Origin of the sequence: Klebsiella terrigena, from assembly GCF_012029655.1 — a bacterium.
Classification (GTDB): Bacteria; Pseudomonadota; Gammaproteobacteria; order Enterobacterales; family Enterobacteriaceae; genus Klebsiella; species Klebsiella terrigena.
On the sequence record NZ_CP050508.1, the window covers coordinates 4,828,049 to 4,845,622 of the forward strand.

At 56.4% G+C, this 17,574-nt stretch carries 16 protein-coding genes and 1 other annotated feature; of the genes, 4 read left to right on the forward strand and 12 right to left on the reverse strand.

Going from position 1 to position 17,574, the window contains the following annotated elements; genetic code table 11:
- Positions 1-82: 82 nt before the first annotated feature.
- On the reverse strand, positions 83-1,219 hold the full coding sequence (gene dnaJ / locus HCK03_RS22615) for a molecular chaperone DnaJ (RefSeq protein ID WP_041143978.1): 1,137 nt from the start codon (positions 1,217-1,219) through the stop codon (positions 83-85).
- Between the two features lie 87 nt (positions 1,220-1,306).
- Positions 1,307-3,223 carry a molecular chaperone DnaK gene (gene dnaK, locus HCK03_RS22620; protein ID WP_041143977.1) on the reverse strand — a complete coding sequence of 639 codons (1,917 nt, stop codon included), beginning with the start codon at positions 3,221-3,223 and terminating at the stop codon, positions 1,307-1,309.
- Positions 3,224-3,746: 523 nt separating this feature from the next.
- Between dnaK and satP the strand changes: the two genes are divergently transcribed.
- Positions 3,747-4,313 (forward strand): acetate uptake transporter, encoded by a 567-nt coding sequence (gene satP / locus HCK03_RS22625; RefSeq protein WP_041143976.1) that lies wholly within the window; start codon positions 3,747-3,749, stop codon positions 4,311-4,313.
- Between the two features lie 44 nt (positions 4,314-4,357).
- On the opposite strand, the gene HCK03_RS22630 is transcribed toward satP, so the two are convergent.
- The 3 genes from HCK03_RS22630 to tal all read right to left on the reverse strand — a co-directional run bounded on the left by HCK03_RS22630 (position 4,358) and on the right by tal (position 7,441).
- Positions 4,358-5,668: an MFS transporter gene (locus HCK03_RS22630; protein WP_041143975.1), complete on the reverse strand. Its 1,311-nt coding sequence runs from the start codon at positions 5,666-5,668 to the stop codon at positions 4,358-4,360.
- A gap of 122 nt (positions 5,669-5,790) precedes the next feature.
- The gene (mog, locus tag HCK03_RS22635) at positions 5,791-6,378 is read right to left on the reverse strand and encodes a molybdopterin adenylyltransferase (RefSeq protein ID WP_041143974.1); all 588 of its coding nucleotides are present in this window, start codon (positions 6,376-6,378) and stop codon (positions 5,791-5,793) included.
- Between the two features lie 109 nt (positions 6,379-6,487).
- The gene (gene tal / locus HCK03_RS22640) at positions 6,488-7,441 is read right to left on the reverse strand and encodes a transaldolase (RefSeq protein ID WP_045860032.1); all 954 of its coding nucleotides are present in this window, start codon (positions 7,439-7,441) and stop codon (positions 6,488-6,490) included.
- A 202-nt stretch (positions 7,442-7,643) separates the two neighbouring features.
- On the opposite strand from tal, the gene HCK03_RS22645 reads away from it, so the two are divergent.
- Both HCK03_RS22645 and yaaA read left to right on the forward strand, forming a co-directional pair.
- Positions 7,644-9,077: an alanine/glycine:cation symporter family protein gene (locus tag HCK03_RS22645; RefSeq protein ID WP_167692217.1), complete on the forward strand. Its 1,434-nt coding sequence runs from the start codon at positions 7,644-7,646 to the stop codon at positions 9,075-9,077.
- Positions 9,078-9,154: 77 nt separating this feature from the next.
- The gene (gene yaaA, locus HCK03_RS22650) at positions 9,155-9,928 is read left to right on the forward strand and encodes a peroxide stress protein YaaA (RefSeq protein ID WP_041143971.1); all 774 of its coding nucleotides are present in this window, start codon (positions 9,155-9,157) and stop codon (positions 9,926-9,928) included.
- 40 nt (positions 9,929-9,968) lie between these two features.
- On the opposite strand, the gene HCK03_RS22655 is transcribed toward yaaA, so the two are convergent.
- The 7 genes from HCK03_RS22655 to yjjY all read right to left on the reverse strand — a co-directional run bounded on the left by HCK03_RS22655 (position 9,969) and on the right by yjjY (position 16,736).
- Positions 9,969-10,262, reverse strand: coding sequence for a DUF2502 domain-containing protein (locus HCK03_RS22655; RefSeq protein ID WP_041143970.1), 294 nt, complete (start codon positions 10,260-10,262; stop codon positions 9,969-9,971).
- A 203-nt stretch (positions 10,263-10,465) separates the two neighbouring features.
- Positions 10,466-11,752 carry a threonine synthase gene (thrC, locus tag HCK03_RS22660; protein ID WP_123552686.1) on the reverse strand — a complete coding sequence of 429 codons (1,287 nt, stop codon included), beginning with the start codon at positions 11,750-11,752 and terminating at the stop codon, positions 10,466-10,468.
- Positions 11,753-11,755: 3 nt separating this feature from the next.
- Positions 11,756-12,685: a homoserine kinase gene (thrB, locus tag HCK03_RS22665; RefSeq protein ID WP_167692218.1), complete on the reverse strand. Its 930-nt coding sequence runs from the start codon at positions 12,683-12,685 to the stop codon at positions 11,756-11,758.
- A gap of 1 nt (position 12,686) precedes the next feature.
- Positions 12,687-15,149: a bifunctional aspartate kinase/homoserine dehydrogenase I gene (thrA, locus tag HCK03_RS22670; RefSeq protein WP_041143967.1), complete on the reverse strand. Its 2,463-nt coding sequence runs from the start codon at positions 15,147-15,149 to the stop codon at positions 12,687-12,689.
- A 25-nt stretch (positions 15,150-15,174) separates the two neighbouring features.
- Positions 15,175-15,292 (reverse strand) — a sequence feature (Thr leader region).
- Positions 15,231-15,299, reverse strand: coding sequence for a thr operon leader peptide (gene thrL, locus HCK03_RS22675; protein ID WP_143717866.1), 69 nt, complete (start codon positions 15,297-15,299; stop codon positions 15,231-15,233). Its footprint overlaps the feature before it by 62 nt.
- 212 nt (positions 15,300-15,511) lie before the next feature.
- Positions 15,512-16,198, reverse strand: coding sequence for a tRNA/rRNA methyltransferase (locus HCK03_RS22680; protein ID WP_076946437.1), 687 nt, complete (start codon positions 16,196-16,198; stop codon positions 15,512-15,514).
- Positions 16,199-16,595: 397 nt separating this feature from the next.
- A complete protein-coding gene (gene yjjY, locus HCK03_RS22685; RefSeq protein WP_049268126.1) occupies positions 16,596-16,736 on the reverse strand; it encodes a YjjY family protein in 141 nt (46 codons plus the stop codon).
- 95 nt (positions 16,737-16,831) lie between these two features.
- On the opposite strand from yjjY, the gene arcA reads away from it, so the two are divergent.
- The gene (arcA, locus tag HCK03_RS22690; RefSeq protein ID WP_002887843.1) at positions 16,832-17,548 is read left to right on the forward strand and encodes a two-component system response regulator ArcA; all 717 of its coding nucleotides are present in this window, start codon (positions 16,832-16,834) and stop codon (positions 17,546-17,548) included.
- The last annotated feature ends 26 nt before the right edge of the window (positions 17,549-17,574 follow it).

Here is a 17,574-nt window from a genome sequence, read left to right on the forward strand (position 1 = left end):
AATTCAGGCAGCATTAACGGAGAGACGGCGAGAAATAAAAAAGCCACTTCGCGATAAAGTGGCTTTTTACACGGCATGATGATTAGCGGGTCAAATCATCGAAGAATTTCTTCACGCCGTCAAAGAAGCTTTTAGAGCGCGGGCTGTTGTTCTCACCCGTCGGGCCACCGAAGCTTTCCTGAAGTTCTTTCAACAGCTGCCGCTGCTTGTCGTTGAGGCCAACCGGCGTCTCAACCACCACGCGGCACAGCAGATCGCCCTGCGCGCCGCCGCGTACGGACTTGACGCCTTTACCACGCATGCGGAACAGCTTGCCGGTCTGCGTTTCGCCAGGCACCTTCAGATTCACGCGGCCGTCGAGGGTCGGGACTTCAATCTCGCCGCCCAGCGCCGCCATGGTGAAGTTAATCGGCACTTCGCAGTACAGGTTATTGCCTTCGCGCTCAAAGATGGCGTGCTGCTTCACCTGGACCTGAACGTACAGATCGCCGGCCGGAGCGCCGTGCTCGCCTGCTTCACCTTCGCCAGACAGACGAATGCGATCGCCGGTGTCTACGCCTGCCGGGATTTTAACCGACAGCGTTTTGGTTTTCTCTACGCGACCGTGACCGTGGCATTTATTGCACGGGTCTTTGATCAGCGTACCGCGTCCCTGACAGTGCGGACAGGTCTGCTGAACGGCGAAGAAGCCCTGGCGCATCTGCACCTGGCCCGCGCCGTGACAGGTCGGACAGGTCTGCGGCTTGCTGCCAGATTTCGCGCCGCTGCCGTGGCAGACGTCGCACTCTTCCAGCGTCGGGATGCGGATCTCTTTCGTTACGCCGCGAACCGCTTCTTCCAGCGTCAGATCCATGTTGTAGCGCAGGTCAGCCCCGCGCGACGCACGCTGACGACCGCGGCCACCGCCGAAGATATCGCCAAAAACATCGCCAAAGATATCGCTGAAATCCGCGCCGCCGCCGAAACCACCGCCGCCGCCGCCCATGCCGCCCTGCTCAAACGCGGCGTGGCCGTACTGATCGTAGGCCGCACGCTTCTGGGCATCCGTCAGGATCTCGTAGGCTTCTTTGATTTCTTTAAATTTAGCTTCGGCCTCTTTATCGCCCTGGTTGCGGTCCGGGTGATATTTCATGGCCAGGCGCTTGTACGCCTTTTTGATTTCACGCTCTTCCGCTGTTTTGGAAACGCCTAAAATCTCGTAATAATCTTGCTTTGCCATTGGTGTTTTTCAGCCCCTTAACATGCGTGCACGGGCGGAGAGGAAACCTCTTCGCCCGTGCCAGTGTTTTACCCGTTCAAAGGGCGATTATTTTTTGTCTTTCACTTCTTCAAACTCAGCGTCAACGACATCGTCGTCTTTCGCGTTGCTTTCGGAAGCTTCAGCACCGCCAGCCTGCTGCTGAGCATGCTGCTGCTGGGCAATCTCCATCAGCTTCTGGGAAGCCTGGGCCAGCGCCTGCATTTTCGCTTCGATATCGGCTTTGTCTTCACCTTTCAGGGAAGTTTCCAGCGCGGTCAGCGCAGACTCGATAGCCGTTTTATCGTCAGCCGGCAGCTTGTCGCCCGCTTCTTCAACCTGCTTACGTGTGCTGTGCAGCAGATGGTCGCCCTGGTTGCGGGTCTGAACCAGCTCTTCGAACTTACGGTCAGATTCCGCGTTCGCTTCTGCTTCACGGACCATTTTAGCGATTTCTTCTTCGTTCAGACCGGAAGACGCTTTAATGGTAATTTTCTGCTCTTTACCGCTGTTTTTATCTTTCGCGGAGACGTGCAGGATACCATCGGCATCGATATCGAAGGTCACTTCGATCTGCGGCATGCCGCGCGGTGCCGGGTTGATGCCGTCGAGGTTAAACTGACCCAGTGATTTGTTATCGGAGGCGCGTTTACGCTCACCCTGAATCACGTGGATAGTTACCGCAGACTGGTTATCTTCCGCCGTCGAGAACACCTGGCTGTGCTTGGTCGGGATAGTGGTGTTCTTGTTGATCAGCGCAGTCATCACGCCGCCCATGGTTTCGATACCCAGCGACAGCGGGGTAACGTCGAGCAGCAGAACGTCTTTAACTTCACCAGTCAGTACGCCGCCCTGAACCGCTGCGCCGATAGCAACAGCTTCATCCGGGTTAACGTCTTTACGCGGCTCTTTACCAAAGAACTCGGCAACTTTCTTCTGCACCATCGGCATACGAGTCTGACCACCGACCAGGATAACGTCCTGAACGTCGGATACGGACAGGCCAGCATCCTGCAGCGCAACTTTCAGCGGCTCGATAGAGCGGTTAACCAGGTCTTCTACCAGGCTTTCCAGCTTCGCACGGGTCACTTTAATGTTCATGTGTTTCGGACCGGTAGCATCTGCGGTGATGTACGGCAGATTCACGTCGGTCTGCTGAGCGGAAGAAAGCTCGATTTTCGCTTTTTCTGCCGCTTCTTTCAGGCGCTGCATGGCCAGCGGGTCGTTACGCAGGTCAATGCCCTGATCTTTCTTAAACTCATCAACGAGGTAGTTGATCATACGGCTATCGAAGTCTTCGCCACCCAGGTGGGTATCACCGTTGGTTGCCAGAACTTCGAAGGTTTTCTCGCCGTCAACTTCGTCGATTTCGATAATAGAGATATCGAAGGTACCACCGCCGAGGTCGTAAACCGCGATAGTACGGTTGCCGACTTCTTTATCCAGACCGTAAGCCAGCGCGGCTGCGGTTGGTTCGTTGATGATACGCTTAACTTCCAGACCCGCGATACGACCGGCGTCTTTCGTCGCCTGACGCTGAGCATCGTTGAAGTATGCAGGTACGGTGATAACGGCTTCAGTTACCGGCTCACCCAGGTAATCTTCCGCGGTTTTCTTCATTTTCTTCAGCACTTCAGCAGAGATCTGCGGCGGTGCGGTGCGGGTACCTTTCACATCAAGCCATGCGTCGCCATTGTCTGCGGCAACGATTTTGTACGGCATGATAGAAACGTCACGCTGAACTTCTTCATCCTGGAAGCGGCGACCAATCAGGCGTTTAATCGCAAACAGGGTGTTTTGCGGGTTTGTCACTGCCTGACGTTTAGCCGGCTGACCAACCAGAGTTTCACCATCCTGGGTATAAGCAATGATAGAAGGCGTGGTGCGATCGCCTTCGGCGTTTTCCAGCACGCGAGCAGTAGTGCCATCCATAATCGCTACACAAGAGTTGGTAGTACCCAGGTCGATACCAATAATTTTACCCATCTAAACGTCTCCACTAAAAATTCAGTCAACATGTGGTTGTGAACCTGTAATAAGGGCGAAACGTGCGGTTTCAACTGCCCAACATCTTTTTTTTTCAGGTTCATTCACTGCGGTTGACTACAAGATGGGGTCGTCCACCGCTTCATCAAGGGGGAAGGCAAAAAAAATTTTATCTTCATCGTCCCACGAAGCCGGCCGTCGGCGAGGAAGTTTTGCCGATATGAGGCAAAAAAGCGCGCTTCACGGCGTTCATCCGCTGGGGTCCCCGTAAAGAGACGATGACTCTGCTTAGCGAGTCCACCCCCGCATTGAAAGTCCAGAAGCTCGACGGATCATAGCCTTACGAACGCCTTTGCCCGCTTGGCCTCAGGCAAATGCCCGACATCGTTTAGAGAGTGTGTAAAATTGGTGAAAAATACCTCGCCAGATCATAGACAGCCTGACGACTCCTCATTATTATGCCGCGCCCCACCGCTGAGCGACGGGGTAATGCTTCCCTTTCTAATCATTATTTTGAGGAATTATGGGCAACACTAAGTTGGCTAATCCGGCACCGCTGGGCCTTATGGGCTTCGGCATGACCACTATTCTGCTTAACCTGGCGAATAGCGGCCTTTTCGCGTTTGATGTAGCTATCCTGGCGATGGGCATTTTTTACGGCGGTATTGCGCAGATTTTCGCAGGCCTGCTGGAATTTAAAAAGGGTAACACCTTTGGTTTAACCGCTTTTACGTCCTACGGCGCCTTCTGGCTGACGTTGGTCGCAATTCTTCTCATGCCGAAAATGGGCCTGGCAGAGGCGCCGAATGCGCACTTCCTGGGCATGTATCTCGGACTGTGGGGAGTGTTCACGCTGTTTATGTTCTTCGGTACCCTGAAAGCCGCACGGATGCTGCAGTTCGTCTTCCTCAGCCTGACCGTCCTGTTTGCCCTGCTGGCAATTGGTCACCTGGTCGATAACGAAGGCATTGTTAGAATCGCCGGCTGGATTGGTTTAGTCTGCGGCGGTAGCGCGATTTATCTGGCGATGGGTGAAGTACTCAACGAGCAGTTTGGTCGCACCGTTCTGCCAATCGGCGCGCCTCATTGATAGAAGATACCCTCGCCTTACGGCGAGGGTATTGAGCAGTCGCGCTAAGGCAGGCGCTGCAGTTCGCCAGCCGCGGCGGCGCTATTTCCCCCCAGCCCCTGACGCAGCCAAATCCCCAACCCCAGCCCCATCAGCGACAGCGCCAGCACGTACCACGCCGGAGCCATCGGCGACACGCCCATCAGCATAGTGACGGCAATCGGCGTCAGGCCGCCGAAAATGGCGTAGGAGACGTTGTACGAGAATGAAATTCCGGTAAAACGCACCTCCGCCGGGAAGGCGCGAACCATCACGTAAGGCACCGCCCCGACCACGCCAACGCACAGCCCAACGGTGCCGTACAGCAGGAAAAGCTGTTCAGGCGAAGTGCCGGAAAGGTGGTAGAACGCCCAGCTGGAGACCGCCAGCAGAAGGCTGCCGACGATAAAAGTCCGGCTGGCGCCAAAGCGATCGGCCGCCAGGCCTGCCAGCAGGCAGCCGACACACAGCATAATCGTCGCAATACTGTTCGCCTGCAGGGTCACCGCCGGGGCAAAGCCGTAATGCTTTTGCAGCCACACCGGCGACATCAAAATGACCACCACCACGCCCGCGGACAGGAGCCAGGTCAGCAGCATTGAAACCACGACGGCCTTCTGATGCTTGAGCACCACCGATTTAACCGGCAGCTCCTGGGCTAATGCTTTGCGCTGCTGCATCTCGAGGAATATCGGCGTTTCCTGCAGCCAGCGGCGTAAATACATCGCCACCAGGCCGAACACGCCGCCCAGCAGGAAAGGAATACGCCAGCCGCCGTCGTGGATGCCCTGCGGCGTCAGGCTGGTATTAATCAGCGTCGCCACCACCGACCCCAGCAGGATCCCCACCGTTAAGCCCGCCGTCAGCGTGCCGCAGGCGATACCGATTTTTTTCTCCGGCACGTGCTCCGCAACAAACACCCAGGCGCCGGGGACTTCCCCCCCAATCGCCGCGCCCTGCAGCACGCGCATCAGCAGCAGCAGCAGCGGGGCAACGATCCCCATCGATTCATAGGTCGGCAGCAGGCCGATCGCCAGCGTCGGCAGCGCCATCAGTAAAATGCTCAAGGTAAACATTTTCTTGCGCCCGACCAGATCGCCAAAGTGGGCCATAATAATGCCGCCGAGAGGACGCGCCAGATAGCCAGCGGCGAAAATGCCGAAGGTCTGCACCTGGCGCAGCCACTCCGGAATATCGGCCGGGAAGAAGAGCTCGCCGACAACGGCGGCAAAGAAGACGAAGATAATGAAGTCGTAAAACTCCAGCGCCCCGCCAAGGGCGGCCAGCGTCAGAGTTTTATAGTCTTGTCGATTCAAAGGTCGGGTATGTTGTGACATAACGAGCTGTTCATCCAGAGGTTTGTAGGTGTTATCACGCAGTGTGTAAAGTAAAAAACACTATATCGTAAATAAAACAGCACACCACCAGGATTACAGGTTATGTCAGGAAAGCATCAAATTCAGGATAAACTTTCGCGTCTCGCGCTTTTTGGCCGAAAAGCCGCTACCACTTCCGGCGCAGTCTCGACATAAGGCCCCTCAAGCAACTGTACACAATACGGTACACTTGCAAAGACGCCGTGCACCAGCACCTGGCCATCGGCATCTTTGACCCCTTCGAGGGTTTCCTCAATCGCCTTCGGCTGACCGGGCAGATTGAGGATCAGCGCCTGCTTACGGATCACCCCAACCTGGCGGGAGAGAATGGCCGTCGGGACGAAGTGCAGGCTCACCTGACGCATCTGCTCGCCAAAGCCCGGCATGACGCGATCGGCAACCGCCAGCGTCGCATCCGGCGTCACGTCTCGTCGCGCAGGGCCGGTACCGCCGGTGGTTAACACCAGATGGCAACCCATTTCGTCAACCAGCTCGCACAGCGTTTGCTCGATAATCACCTGCTCATCGGGGATCAAGCGGGTCTGGAGCTCAAAAGGGGTCGTCAGCGCACGCGCCAGCCACTCTTCAAGTGCCGGGATGCCTTTATCCTGATAAACGCCGCTGGAGGCGCGATCGGAGATGGAAACTAAGCCGATTCGTAAGGTATTCATCGTTATTCCGTTCAAATAGTGCAGTTAGACGGAATAATACACGCTGGGAGGAGATACAGACAGGGCTCAAAAGAAGTAGCGTGACCGGGAGCCCGGCCACGCGCAATGATTACAGCAGATCGCCGATCATTTTTTCCAGTTTTTCCTGGTCGATAGCAAACTTACGGATACCTTCCGCCAGTTTATCTACCGCCATCGGATCCTGGTTGTGCTGCCACAGGAACTGAGATTCGGTGATGCGTTCCGGACGGGCTTTCACTTCGCCGCTGAAGGTCAGCTTACGTTCGATAGCGCCTTCGCTTTCTGCCAGCTCTTTCAGCAGTGCCGGAGCGATGGTCAGACGGTCACAGCCGGCCAGCTCGAGGATTTCGCCGACGTTACGGAAGCTTGCGCCCATTACGACGGTTTCATAGCCGTGCTGCTTGTAGTATTCGTAGATTTCGCTGACGGAAACCACGCCCGGATCTTCCGCCGGCGCATACTCTTTCTTATCCGTGTTCGCTTTGTACCAGTCGAGGATACGGCCTACGAACGGCGAAATCAGGAATACGCCCGCTTCCGCACAGGCGCGTGCCTGAGCGAAGGAGAACAGCAGAGTCAGGTTACAGTTGATGCCTTCTTTTTCCAGCTGCTCGGCGGCGCAGATGCCCTGCCAGGTAGAAGCCAGTTTGATCAGAATGCGATCGTTGCCGATGCCCGCATCGTTGTACAGCTTGATGATGCGTTTAGCTTTAGCGATGGATGCCGTGGTGTCATAGGAGAGACGGGCATCAACTTCGGTAGAAATACGGCCTGGAATCAGCTTAAGGATTTCGAGACCAATGTTCACCGCCAGCTTATCGGAAGCGTCGATAACCTGCTGCGCGCGATCGCTGCTCTGAGCGCGGGCCCAGACGATAGCGTCATCAATCAGCTTACGGTACTCAGGGATCTGAGCAGCGCCAAGAATCAAAGAAGGGTTAGTCGTGGCGTCCTGAGGCTGATACAGCTTCATTGCCGCAATATCTCCGGTATCAGCTACGACAGTGGTGTACTGACGCAGAGAAGTCAATTTATCCGTCATGATAGGGTTCTCTTAAACAGCAGTTAAGGGGATGTAACCGGTCTGCCAAGATGATAACACGCTGCCGGGTCAGCGCAACTGCGGACCATGCAAGAGCGCAGAGTGTGATAAACTGGACGAATTAATTCTCTGAATGTTAAAGGATTGTCACTAAAATGGTAACGCTTACACGAGCTTACCAACATGGACAAGAGGATGCTTAATGCCTGACTTTTTCTCATTTATCAATGAAATACTCTGGGGTTCGGTAATGATTTATCTATTACTGGGCGCCGGCGTATGGTTTACCTGGCGGACGAAATGCATTCAGTTCCGTTATGTTAGCCAGTTTGGGAAAAGTTTGCGCAAAAGCCTCCTGCCCCAGCCCGACGGCTTAACCTCTTTTCAGGCCCTGTGCACCAGCCTGGCCGCCCGCGTCGGCAGCGGCAACCTGGCCGGCGTGGCGCTGGCTATCACCGCCGGCGGGCCGGGCGCCGTATTCTGGATGTGGGTCTCCGCGCTGCTCGGGATGGCCAGCAGCTTCGCCGAATGCTCCCTTGCCCAGCTCTACAAAGAACGCGATGCGCAGGGGCAATTTCGCGGCGGTCCCGCATGGTATATGTCCCGAGGCTTAGGGATGCGCTGGATGGGGGTGCTGTTTTCAATCCTGCTGCTGCTCGCCTATGGCGTTATTTTTAACACCGTTCAGGCCAACTCGGTGGCGCATGCGATGACCTATGCCTTCGATCTGCCCGGCGTTATCACCGGCGGCGTGCTGGCGGTGCTCACCCTGCTGGTTATCGTGCGCGGCTTGCGCAACGTGGCAAAGATCCTGCAATGGTTCGTCCCGCTGATGGCGGGGCTGTGGGTTGCCGCCAGCCTGCTCATCGGCCTGTGGCACATCACCGCCCTGCCGGCAATTTTTAACACCATTTTCCGCTGCGCGTTCGGCTGGCAGGAAGCCGCCGCCGGCGCGGTGGGCTATACCATCAGCCAGGCGCTAACCAGCGGTTTTCAGCGCGGAATGTTCTCTAACGAAGCGGGGATGGGCTCAACGCCTAACGCCGCCGCGACCGCCGCCTCCTGGCCTCCGCACCCGGCGGCTCAGGGGATCGTCCAGATGATTGGCGTGTTTATCGATACCGTTGTTATCTGCACCGCCAGCGCGGTGATTATCATGCTGGCACCGCGCGCACGCGGAGAAGAGGATGCCGCTAACGGTATTCAGGCCATTCAGCATGCGATGAGCGGGCTTGTCGGCGGCTGGGGCGCCGGCTTTGTCGCCGTCATCGTGCTGCTCTTTGCCTTTAGCTCCATCGTGGCGAACTACATTTATGCTGAAAATAACCTTATTTTTCTGCGCTTTAACAGTCCTCACTGCATCTGGACGCTGCGGATTATCACCATCCTGATGGTCTTAACGGGAACGATGATGAGCCTCCCGGTCGTCTGGCGGCTGGCGGATATTATTATGGCGCTGATGGCCATTACCAACCTGACGGCCATCCTCCTGCTGTCACCCACGGTGCGGCTGCTTGCCAGCGACTATCTTCACCAGCGACGGCTCGGTGTGCAGCCCACGTTTGACGCCGCGCGCTATCCGGAAATTCGCCAGCAGCTGGCGCCGGGAACCTGGGACGGGCCGCCGCGCGAATAGCGCAGCAATCGCAGCTATCGATCCCCCCGCGGTCTTTTTTTGGTAAAATCGCCGAAAATCTCCTGCAAGGACTGGATATGCTGATTCTGATTTCACCTGCTAAAACGCTCGATTATCAAAGCCCGCTGGCGACGACGCGCTACACCCAGCCCGAGCTGCTGGAGTATTCCCAACAGCTTATCGGCGTGGCGCGCCAGCTTTCAGCGCCGCAGATAGGCAAGCTGATGGGCATCAGCGATAAGCTGGCGGATCTGAACGCCACCCGTTTTCACGACTGGCATCCCGAGTTCACGCCGAAAAACGCCCGCCAGGCCATTCTGGCCTTTAAGGGCGACGTCTACACCGGGCTGCAGGCGGAAACCTTCGACGAGGCGGATTTCGATTTCGCCCAGCAGCATCTGCGCATGCTCTCCGGCCTGTACGGCGTGCTGCGCCCGCTGGATCTGATGCAGCCCTATCGTCTGGAGATGGGAATTAAGCTGGAAAACGCCAGGGGCAAGGATCTCTACCAGTTCTGGGATGAAACCATTACCGATACGCTGAATCAGGCGCTGAAGGCCCAGGGCGACGACGTAGTAATTAACCTCGCCTCCGACGAATACTTCCGGTCGGTCAAGACGAAGCGGCTGCAGGGGCAGATTATTAAGCCGGTGTTCCTCGATGAGAAAAACGGCAAGTTCAAGGTGATCAGCTTCTACGCCAAGAAAGCGCGCGGCTTGATGAGCCGCTATATCATTGAGAACCGCTTAACCCGGCCGGAGCAGCTCACGCGCTTCGACAGCGACGGGTACTTCTTTGACGCCGATGCTTCCGATAAAGGCGAGATGGTCTTTAAACGCCACGAACGCTAACCCGCTTCCCGGCCGCTAACCTGCCGGCCGGGAGCGTCGCCTAGCGGTGGTGCCAGTCGCGATCCGGACCGCGGTCGCGATCGTCGTCATGGCGTTCGCGCTGGTGATAACGGCGATCGTCATGCGGATGCCAGCGATCGTCGCGCCAGTCGTAATGGCGTCCCCACCACTCGCGATCGCGCCAGTGGCCGCCGTCCCAATAGTTGCCGGAGTTATCGCGATCGCCGATCTGCAGTTTTATGGCCGGAACCAGCGTAATTTCAGCGGCGTGGACGGCCGCAGGAGCCACCAGCAGCATCGAAAGCGCAAGGATCACAGATTTCAGCTTTGACATAGGTTTCCCCTTTGTTAACAGTGCCCGCAATGGGTCGATAGCCCAAGGTTAGCCCTGCGCAACGGCGCTTGTTATTCTCCGCAATCCTATTCTTCAGCCTCCGGCATTTATTGATAATTCATGCATAATTTCTCCTTTTTTGGGCGTAAAAAAACCGGGCACCCGGGCCCGGTTTACGTAATAAAAGGCGTCTGCTGCCGTCGTTACGCTTTCGCCATCATCAGCTCGCGCAGCGCCGCATAGTCCGCAGGCAGGTTATGCGACAGCAGCGGCAGGTCGGCGCGGTCCGCCAGCTCTTTCGGCAGCGGCAGCGTCTCCTGCAGGATCTCTTCAACGCTCTCCTTGAACTTCGCCGGATGCGCGGTACCAAGGAACAGGCCGTATTCTCCCGGCTGCAGCTGGTCGCGCAGCGCGCGCCACGCGATGGCCGCATGCGGCTCGGAGGTGTAGCCGATAGCTTTCAGCTCGCGCATCGCCTCTTTAGTCGTCTCGTCGTCTACGGTCGCGTAGCCCAGCTCGTTCAGACGCCAGGTTTTACGGCGGAACAGCTCTTCCACGCGCGGCCAGTTGTTTGGCTGGCTGACATCCATCGCGTTGGACAGCGTCGCCTGGGTGACCTTCGGCGCCCAGTTGCCATCCTGCAGGAAGCGAGGCACGGTATCGTTGGCGTTGGTAGCGGCGATAAAGCGCTTAACCGGCAGGCCCAAAGACTTCGCCAGCAGGCCGGCGGTGAGGTCGCCGAAGTTGCCGCTTGGCACCGAAATCACCAGCTGATTACGCGCTTCCTGAGGCAGCTGCGCGACCGCTTCAAAGTAGTAGCAAATCTGCGCCAGAAGACGGCTGATGTTAATCGAGTTCGCGGAGTTCAGGCCCAGCGCGACTTTCAGCTCTTCGTCGTCGAAGGCCTGTTTAACCAGCGCCTGGCAGGCGTCGAAGTCGCCGTCGATAGCCACGGTTTCAATGTTGCCGCCCAGGGTGCAGAACAGCTTCTCCTGCAGCGGGCTAATCTTGCCGCGCGGATAGAGAATCACCACCTTCACGTTTGGCAGGCCGTAGAACGCGTGGGCTACCGCCGCGCCGGTATCGCCGGAGGTTGCCGTCAGGATAGTCACCGGCTTGTCGCCCGCGATATGGGTCAGCATCTGGGCCATGAAGCGGCCGCCGAAGTCTTTAAACGCCAGCGTCGGGCCGTGGAACAGCTCGAGGCAGCCGACGTCATCCTGCACCTTGCTGACCGGAGCCGGGAAGGTGAAGGCCGCACCGATGCGCTCCTGCAGGACCGCCTGCGGGATCTCTTCGGCAATAAATGCCGACAGGATCTTCGCGCTGCGGGTGACAAAATCCAGCGCCAGCATGTCATCAATTTCAGTCAGGCTAAATTCCGGCAGGTCGTGCGGGAAGAACAGCCCCTGATGCTTGCCAAGCCCCTGCGTGACGGCCTGCGCAAAGCTGACCTGTTCGTTATGATCTTTTAAGTTATAGAGTTTCATTGGTTATCCCACTACTCGTGCGCCCGCCGTGTCCAGCCGGCAAATATGAACAAAGCCTTCATGATTCTGCAGATAATGCGTACCCAGCCAGTCGGCAACCCGCTGCGCGGTTTCCGGCTTATCGCACAGCGCAAACAGCGTCGGGCCAGAGCCGGAGATCCCGCAGGCCTGCGCGCCAATCTCCATCGCCGCCTGCCGCGCTTCACTGAAGCCCGGCAGCAGTTTGGTGCGATAGGGTTCGGCAATCACATCTTTCATCAGTTTCGCTGCCAGCTGCGGCTGGCGGGTGTAGCAGGCATGAATAAAGCCCGCCAGGTGGCGGCCGTGCGCAATACAATCCTGCCGACGATACTGGGCCGGCAGGATGGCGCGCGCTTCCGCCGTCGAAACTTTAATTCCAGGGTACGCCAGCACCCACAGCCACTCGTCAAAGCCGGGCACCTGCTGGCTGATGATGTCGTTCTCCTCGATCATCAGCTGCATGCCGCCCAGATAGCACGGGGCGACGTTGTCGTAGTGGATACTGCCGGAGATGCGCCCTTCCATCTCGCCCATCAGCGCCAGCATCCGCGTTTCGTTCAGCGGCTTGCCGCAGAATTCATTCATCGCCACCAGCGCCGCGACCACTGAACAGGCGCTGGAGCCGAGGCCGGAGCCAATCGGCATGTTTTTTTCCAGCACCATCGCCACCGGAACCTTCCTGCCAATCTCTTCGCAGAAACGCTCCCAGCACTGATAAACGATATTCTCCTGCGCCGCCGCCGGCAGCTTGCTGGCAAAGCGACCGACGTTTTTCAGGCTGAAGCTTGCGGCCGCCTCAACCGAGACGTTGTCCCCCAGTAGCGTACCGTCAACCGGCGTCACCGCCGCGCCCAGGACATCAAACCCGACGCTCATATTGGCACTGGAAGCCGGGGCATATACTTTGACCATCTTAAACTCCTAACTTCCATGACAGGGTACGCAGCAGGTCGGCGAATACGCCGGCCGCGGTCACATCGTTACCCGCGCCATAGCCGCGCAGCACCAGCGGCAGCGGCTGATAATAGTGGCTGTAAAAGGCCAGCGCGTTCTCACCGTTTTTGACTTTAAACAGCGGGTCGTTACCGTCAACCGCGGCAATTTTCACGCGGCAGGTTCCATCCTCTTCGATGTTACCGACGTAACGCAAGACTTTACCTTCATCGCGCGCTTTCGCCACCCGCGAAGCAAATTCGTTATCCAGCGCAGGCAGACGCGCCATAAAGCTCTCGACGTCGCCGCTGGCATCAAATGCTTCAGGCAGGGCCGACTCAACGATAATGTCCGACAGCTCCAGCTCACGACCGGTCTCACGGGCCAGGATCAGCAGCTTGCGGGCAACGTCGACGCCGGAAAGATCGTCACGCGGATCCGGTTCGGTATAGCCCATATCTCGCGCCAGCGTCGTCGCTGCGGAGAGCGTCATCCCCTCATCCAGCTTACCGAAGATAAACGACAGCGAACCGGAGAGGATGCCGGAGAAGTGCAGCAGTTCGTCACCGGCATTGAGCAGGTTCTGCAGGTTCTCGATAACCGGCAGGCCGGCACCAACGTTAGTGTCATAGAGGAATTTGCGTCGGGAGCTGCTCGCCGCGTGACGCAGCTGATGGTAGTAATCCAGCGATGAGGTGTTGGCCTTTTTGTTCGGCGTCACCACGTGGAAACCTTCGCGCAGGAAATCGGCGTACTGATCGGCGACCGCCTGGCTCGAGGTACAGTCAACGATCACCGGGTTCAGCAGATGGTACTCTTTCACCAGACGGATCAGACGGCCGAGGTTAAGCGACTCTTTCGCTTCGGCCAGCTCAGCGCGCCAGTTCTCCAGATTCAGACCGTGGACGTTGGTCAGCAGAGCCTGAGAATTTGCGACGCCGCACACGCGCAGGTCGATATGCTTGTTCTTCAGCCAGCCCTGCTGACGCTTGATTTGCTCAATCAGCGCGCCGCCAACGCCGCCGACGCCGATAACGAACACCTCAATGACCTGGTCGGTATTGAACAGCATCTGGTGGGTGACGCGTACCCCGGTAGTGGCGTCATCATTGCTGACCACTACGGAGATAGAGCGTTCGGAAGAGCCCTGGGCAATCGCCACGATATTGATATTGGCGCGCGCCAGCGCCGCAAAGAACTTGGCCGAAATACCGCGCAGGGTGCGCATACCGTCGCCGACGACGGAAATGATAGCCAGGCGATCCATGATGGAGAGTGGCTCCAGCTGGCCCTCTTTCAGCTCCAGATAGAACTCCTCTTCCATCACCCGTTTTGCCCGGGCGCAGTCGCTTTGCGGCACGCAGAAGCTGATGCTGTACTCAGAAGAGGACTGGGTGATCAGGACCACCGAAATACCGGCGCGGGACATGGTAGCGAAAACGCGGGCGGCCATGCCGACCATTCCCTTCATCCCCGGACCGGAGACGTTGAACATCGCCATATTATTGAGGTTGGAGATCCCCTTAACCGGCAGGCCGTCTTCATCAAGGCTGGCGCCGATAAGCGTACCTGGCGCCTGCGGATTGCCGGTATTTTTGATCAGGCAGGGGATCTGGAACTGAGCGATAGGCGCAATGGTGCGCGGGTGCAGAACCTTAGCGCCGAAGTAGGAGAGCTCCATCGCTTCCTGATAGGACATCGACTTCAGCAGGCGGGCGTCCGGTACCTGACGCGGATCGCAGGTGTAAACGCCGTCAACGTCGGTCCAGATTTCACAACAGTCGGCGCGCAGGCAGGCGGCGAGTACGGCGGCAGAATAGTCAGAGCCATTACGGCCCAGAACCACCAGCTCGCCCTTTTCGTTACCGGCAGTAAAACCGGCCATCAGCACCATATGGTCCGCTGGGATCTGGCTGGCGGCAATGCGGCGGGTTGATTCGGCAATATCGACGGTGGATTCGAGGTAGTGACCCACGGCCAGCAGTTTTTCGACGGGGTTAATCACGCTGACCTTATGGCCACGCGCTTCAAGAAGGCCGGCCATGATCGCGATGGAGAGCTTCTCTCCGCGGCAAATCAGCGCAGCGTTAACGCTATCCGGGCACTGGCCAAGCAGGCTGATGCCGTGCAGCACGTGCTTTATCTGGGAAAACTCCTGCTCGACGAAGGTTTTCAGCTGTGCCAGCGCAAAGCCCGGCTGAGCATCGGCGAGACCCTGCAGCAGTTCAGCAAAAATGCGTTCAGCGTCAGCGATATTGGTGAGCGCATCCTGGCCGCCGATGGTTTTTTCAATCATCGCGACCAGATGGTTGGTAATTTTCGCCGGGGCAGACAGTACGGTCGCTACCTGCCCCTGCCTGGCATTGCTCTCCAGAATATCGGCAACACGCAGAAAACGTTCTGCATTTGCCACTGATGTACCGCCGAACTTCAACACGCGCATGGTTGTTACCCCTAGATTTTTTGTCGAAAAAAAAGCCCGCACTGTTCAGGTGCGGGCTTTTTTCTGTGTTTCCTGTACGCGTCAGCCCGCACCGTTACCTGTGGTAATAGTGATGGTGATAATCGTTGTAATCATGCCGATGCGTTTCATGGATGTTGTGTACTCTGTAATTTTTATCTGTCTGTGTCCTGTGCCTATATTGGTTAAAGTATCTGCCGACTTAAGTCAATGAATTTCTGTTTTTCGCCGGTTTTGGCGCACCTGGGCAATGCGCCAAAATGCAGCGGTCATTCATCCCTGTTCACGCAGCCTCACGCCATCAATCAGCAGAAAAAACCATACATAAAACTTATGACAGAACTTTACTCCGGGAGGTTTTTTTCAATATCGTGCAGCAAACGATGGAGCATTGCCGTATCTCGCTGCTGCAAAAGTCCAATCCGCTGCTGTAGCCAATCGGTGAGTTTGACGTCTTCAGCGACGCCAAGCCGGGTCAACAATTCGAGGGTTCGCAAACGCAGCGCCTGCAGCTGGTTTTCATCGACGCTCGCGCAAACGGCCGGTGCCTGCTGAACCAGGGAGGTCAGCTGATAGCAGTAAACCATCACCGACTGGCCGAGATTGAGCGACGGATAGTCGGCGACCATCGGCACGCCGGTCAACACGTCGGCAAGGGCCAGCTCCTCGTTAGTCAGGCCGGAATCTTCCCGACCAAATACCAGCGCCGCGTGGTTCATCCACTGCGCCTTTTCCTCCATCAGCGGCAGGAGCTGCTGCGGGGTGGCGTAGTAGTGGAAACGCGCCCGGCTGCGGGCCGTGGTAGCGACCGTAAAATCGACATCGTGCAGCGCCTGTTCCAGCGTTGAATAAGTGCTTATATTATCGAGAATATCTCCGGATCCATGGGCGACCCAGCGCGCGGCAGGCTGCAAATGGGCATCGCTTTCGACGATCCGCAGATCGCTAAAGCCCATCGTTTTCATCGCTCGCGCGGCCGCGCCAACGTTCTCTGCCCGAGCCGGGGATACTAATACAATAGATACGCGCATTGTGGTTCTCTTCTGCTCTCTCAGGGGGCGAAAATGAAAGTTACCCCTCATTTTACGCGGCGAAAATTTACAAATTTGCAACAAATGTCACTAAAATTGCATTCGAACACCCATAAAAAAAACTAAACTATTTCCAACCAACCGCGACACGAGGTATGTTAACAGAACGCTTTTATCCATATGTTTGCCAATGATATTTCGCTCCGGATACCGTTTCAGGCGTTGGATTCAGCATATTTATCAGTTTCCCCACGCAAGCATTTGAGCTGTGTAAGATTTGTAACTACAAATAGCATTTCAATACGATGATTTCACAAGACTGTTAACGTGCTACAATTGAACTTGATATATGTCAACGAAGCGTAGTTTTATTGGGTGTTCAGCCTCTCTTAGCCTGTTATATTGCTGTTAAAATGGTTAGGATGACAGCCGTTTTTGACACCGTCGGGTCCAGAGGGAAAGTACCCACGACCAAGCTAATGATGTTGTTGACGTTGATGGAAAGTGCATCAAGAACGCAATTACGTACTTTAGTCATGTTACGCCGGACATGTTAATTTGCGACATGTACCAGGCAGGTCAGGGACTTTGGTACTTCCTGTTTCGATTTAGTTGGCAATTTAGGTAGCAAACATGCAGACCCCGCACATTCTTATCGTTGAAGACGAGTTGGTAACACGCAACACGTTAAAAAGTATTTTCGAAGCAGAAGGTTATGATGTGTTCGAAGCGACCGATGGCGCGGAAATGCATCAGATCCTGTCTGAAAATGATATCAACCTGGTAATCATGGATATTAACCTGCCGGGTAAAAATGGTCTCCTGCTGGCGCGTGAACTGCGCGAACAGGCGGACGTCGCGCTGATGTTCCTTACCGGCCGCGATAATGAAGTTGATAAGATTTTGGGCCTCGAAATTGGCGCAGATGACTATATCACCAAGCCATTCAACCCCCGTGAACTGACTATTCGCGCGCGCAACCTGCTCTCCCGTACCATGAATCTGGGTACCGTAAGCGAAGAACGTCGCAGCGTAGAAAGCTACAAGTTCAACGGCTGGGAACTGGATATCAACAGCCGTTCTCTGGTCAGCCCGAACGGTGAGCAGTACAAGCTGCCGCGCAGTGAATTCCGCGCAATGCTGCACTTCTGCGAAAACCCGGGCAAAATCCAGTCACGCGCTGAACTGCTGAAGAAAATGACCGGCCGTGAGCTTAAGCCGCACGACCGTACCGTAGACGTGACCATCCGTCGCATTCGTAAGCATTTTGAATCTACTCCGGATACGCCGGAAATCATCGCTACCATTCACGGTGAAGGTTACCGCTTCTGTGGCGATCTGCAGGAATAATCAACGATTCCCGCAGCATCAACGTA

Excerpts from the sequence above, each read along its gene's own strand:
- mog (WP_041143974.1), bottom strand. The coding sequence starts at position 6,378 with ATGAATACCTTACGAATCGGCTTAGTTTCCATCTCCGATCGCGCCTCC.
- tal (WP_045860032.1), bottom strand. The coding sequence starts at position 7,441 with ATGACGGATAAATTGACTTCTCTGCGTCAGTACACCACTGTCGTAGCT.
- HCK03_RS22655 (WP_041143970.1), bottom strand. The coding sequence starts at position 10,262 with ATGTCAAAGCTGAAATCTGTGATCCTTGCGCTTTCGATGCTGCTGGTG.
- HCK03_RS22630 (WP_041143975.1), bottom strand. The coding sequence starts at position 5,668 with ATGTCACAACATACCCGACCTTTGAATCGACAAGACTATAAAACTCTG.
- thrC (WP_123552686.1), bottom strand. The coding sequence starts at position 11,752 with ATGAAACTCTATAACTTAAAAGATCATAACGAACAGGTCAGCTTTGCG.
- arcA (WP_002887843.1), top strand. The coding sequence starts at position 16,832 with ATGCAGACCCCGCACATTCTTATCGTTGAAGACGAGTTGGTAACACGC.
- HCK03_RS22680 (WP_076946437.1), bottom strand. The coding sequence starts at position 16,198 with ATGCGCGTATCTATTGTATTAGTATCCCCGGCTCGGGCAGAGAACGTT.
- HCK03_RS22645 (WP_167692217.1), top strand. The coding sequence starts at position 7,644 with ATGCCTGACTTTTTCTCATTTATCAATGAAATACTCTGGGGTTCGGTA.
- thrB (WP_167692218.1), bottom strand. The coding sequence starts at position 12,685 with ATGGTCAAAGTATATGCCCCGGCTTCCAGTGCCAATATGAGCGTCGGG.
- dnaJ (WP_041143978.1), bottom strand. The coding sequence starts at position 1,219 with ATGGCAAAGCAAGATTATTACGAGATTTTAGGCGTTTCCAAAACAGCG.
- dnaK (WP_041143977.1), bottom strand. The coding sequence starts at position 3,223 with ATGGGTAAAATTATTGGTATCGACCTGGGTACTACCAACTCTTGTGTA.
- yjjY (WP_049268126.1), bottom strand. The coding sequence starts at position 16,736 with ATGACTAAAGTACGTAATTGCGTTCTTGATGCACTTTCCATCAACGTC.
- thrA (WP_041143967.1), bottom strand. The coding sequence starts at position 15,149 with ATGCGCGTGTTGAAGTTCGGCGGTACATCAGTGGCAAATGCAGAACGT.
- satP (WP_041143976.1), top strand. The coding sequence starts at position 3,747 with ATGGGCAACACTAAGTTGGCTAATCCGGCACCGCTGGGCCTTATGGGC.
- yaaA (WP_041143971.1), top strand. The coding sequence starts at position 9,155 with ATGCTGATTCTGATTTCACCTGCTAAAACGCTCGATTATCAAAGCCCG.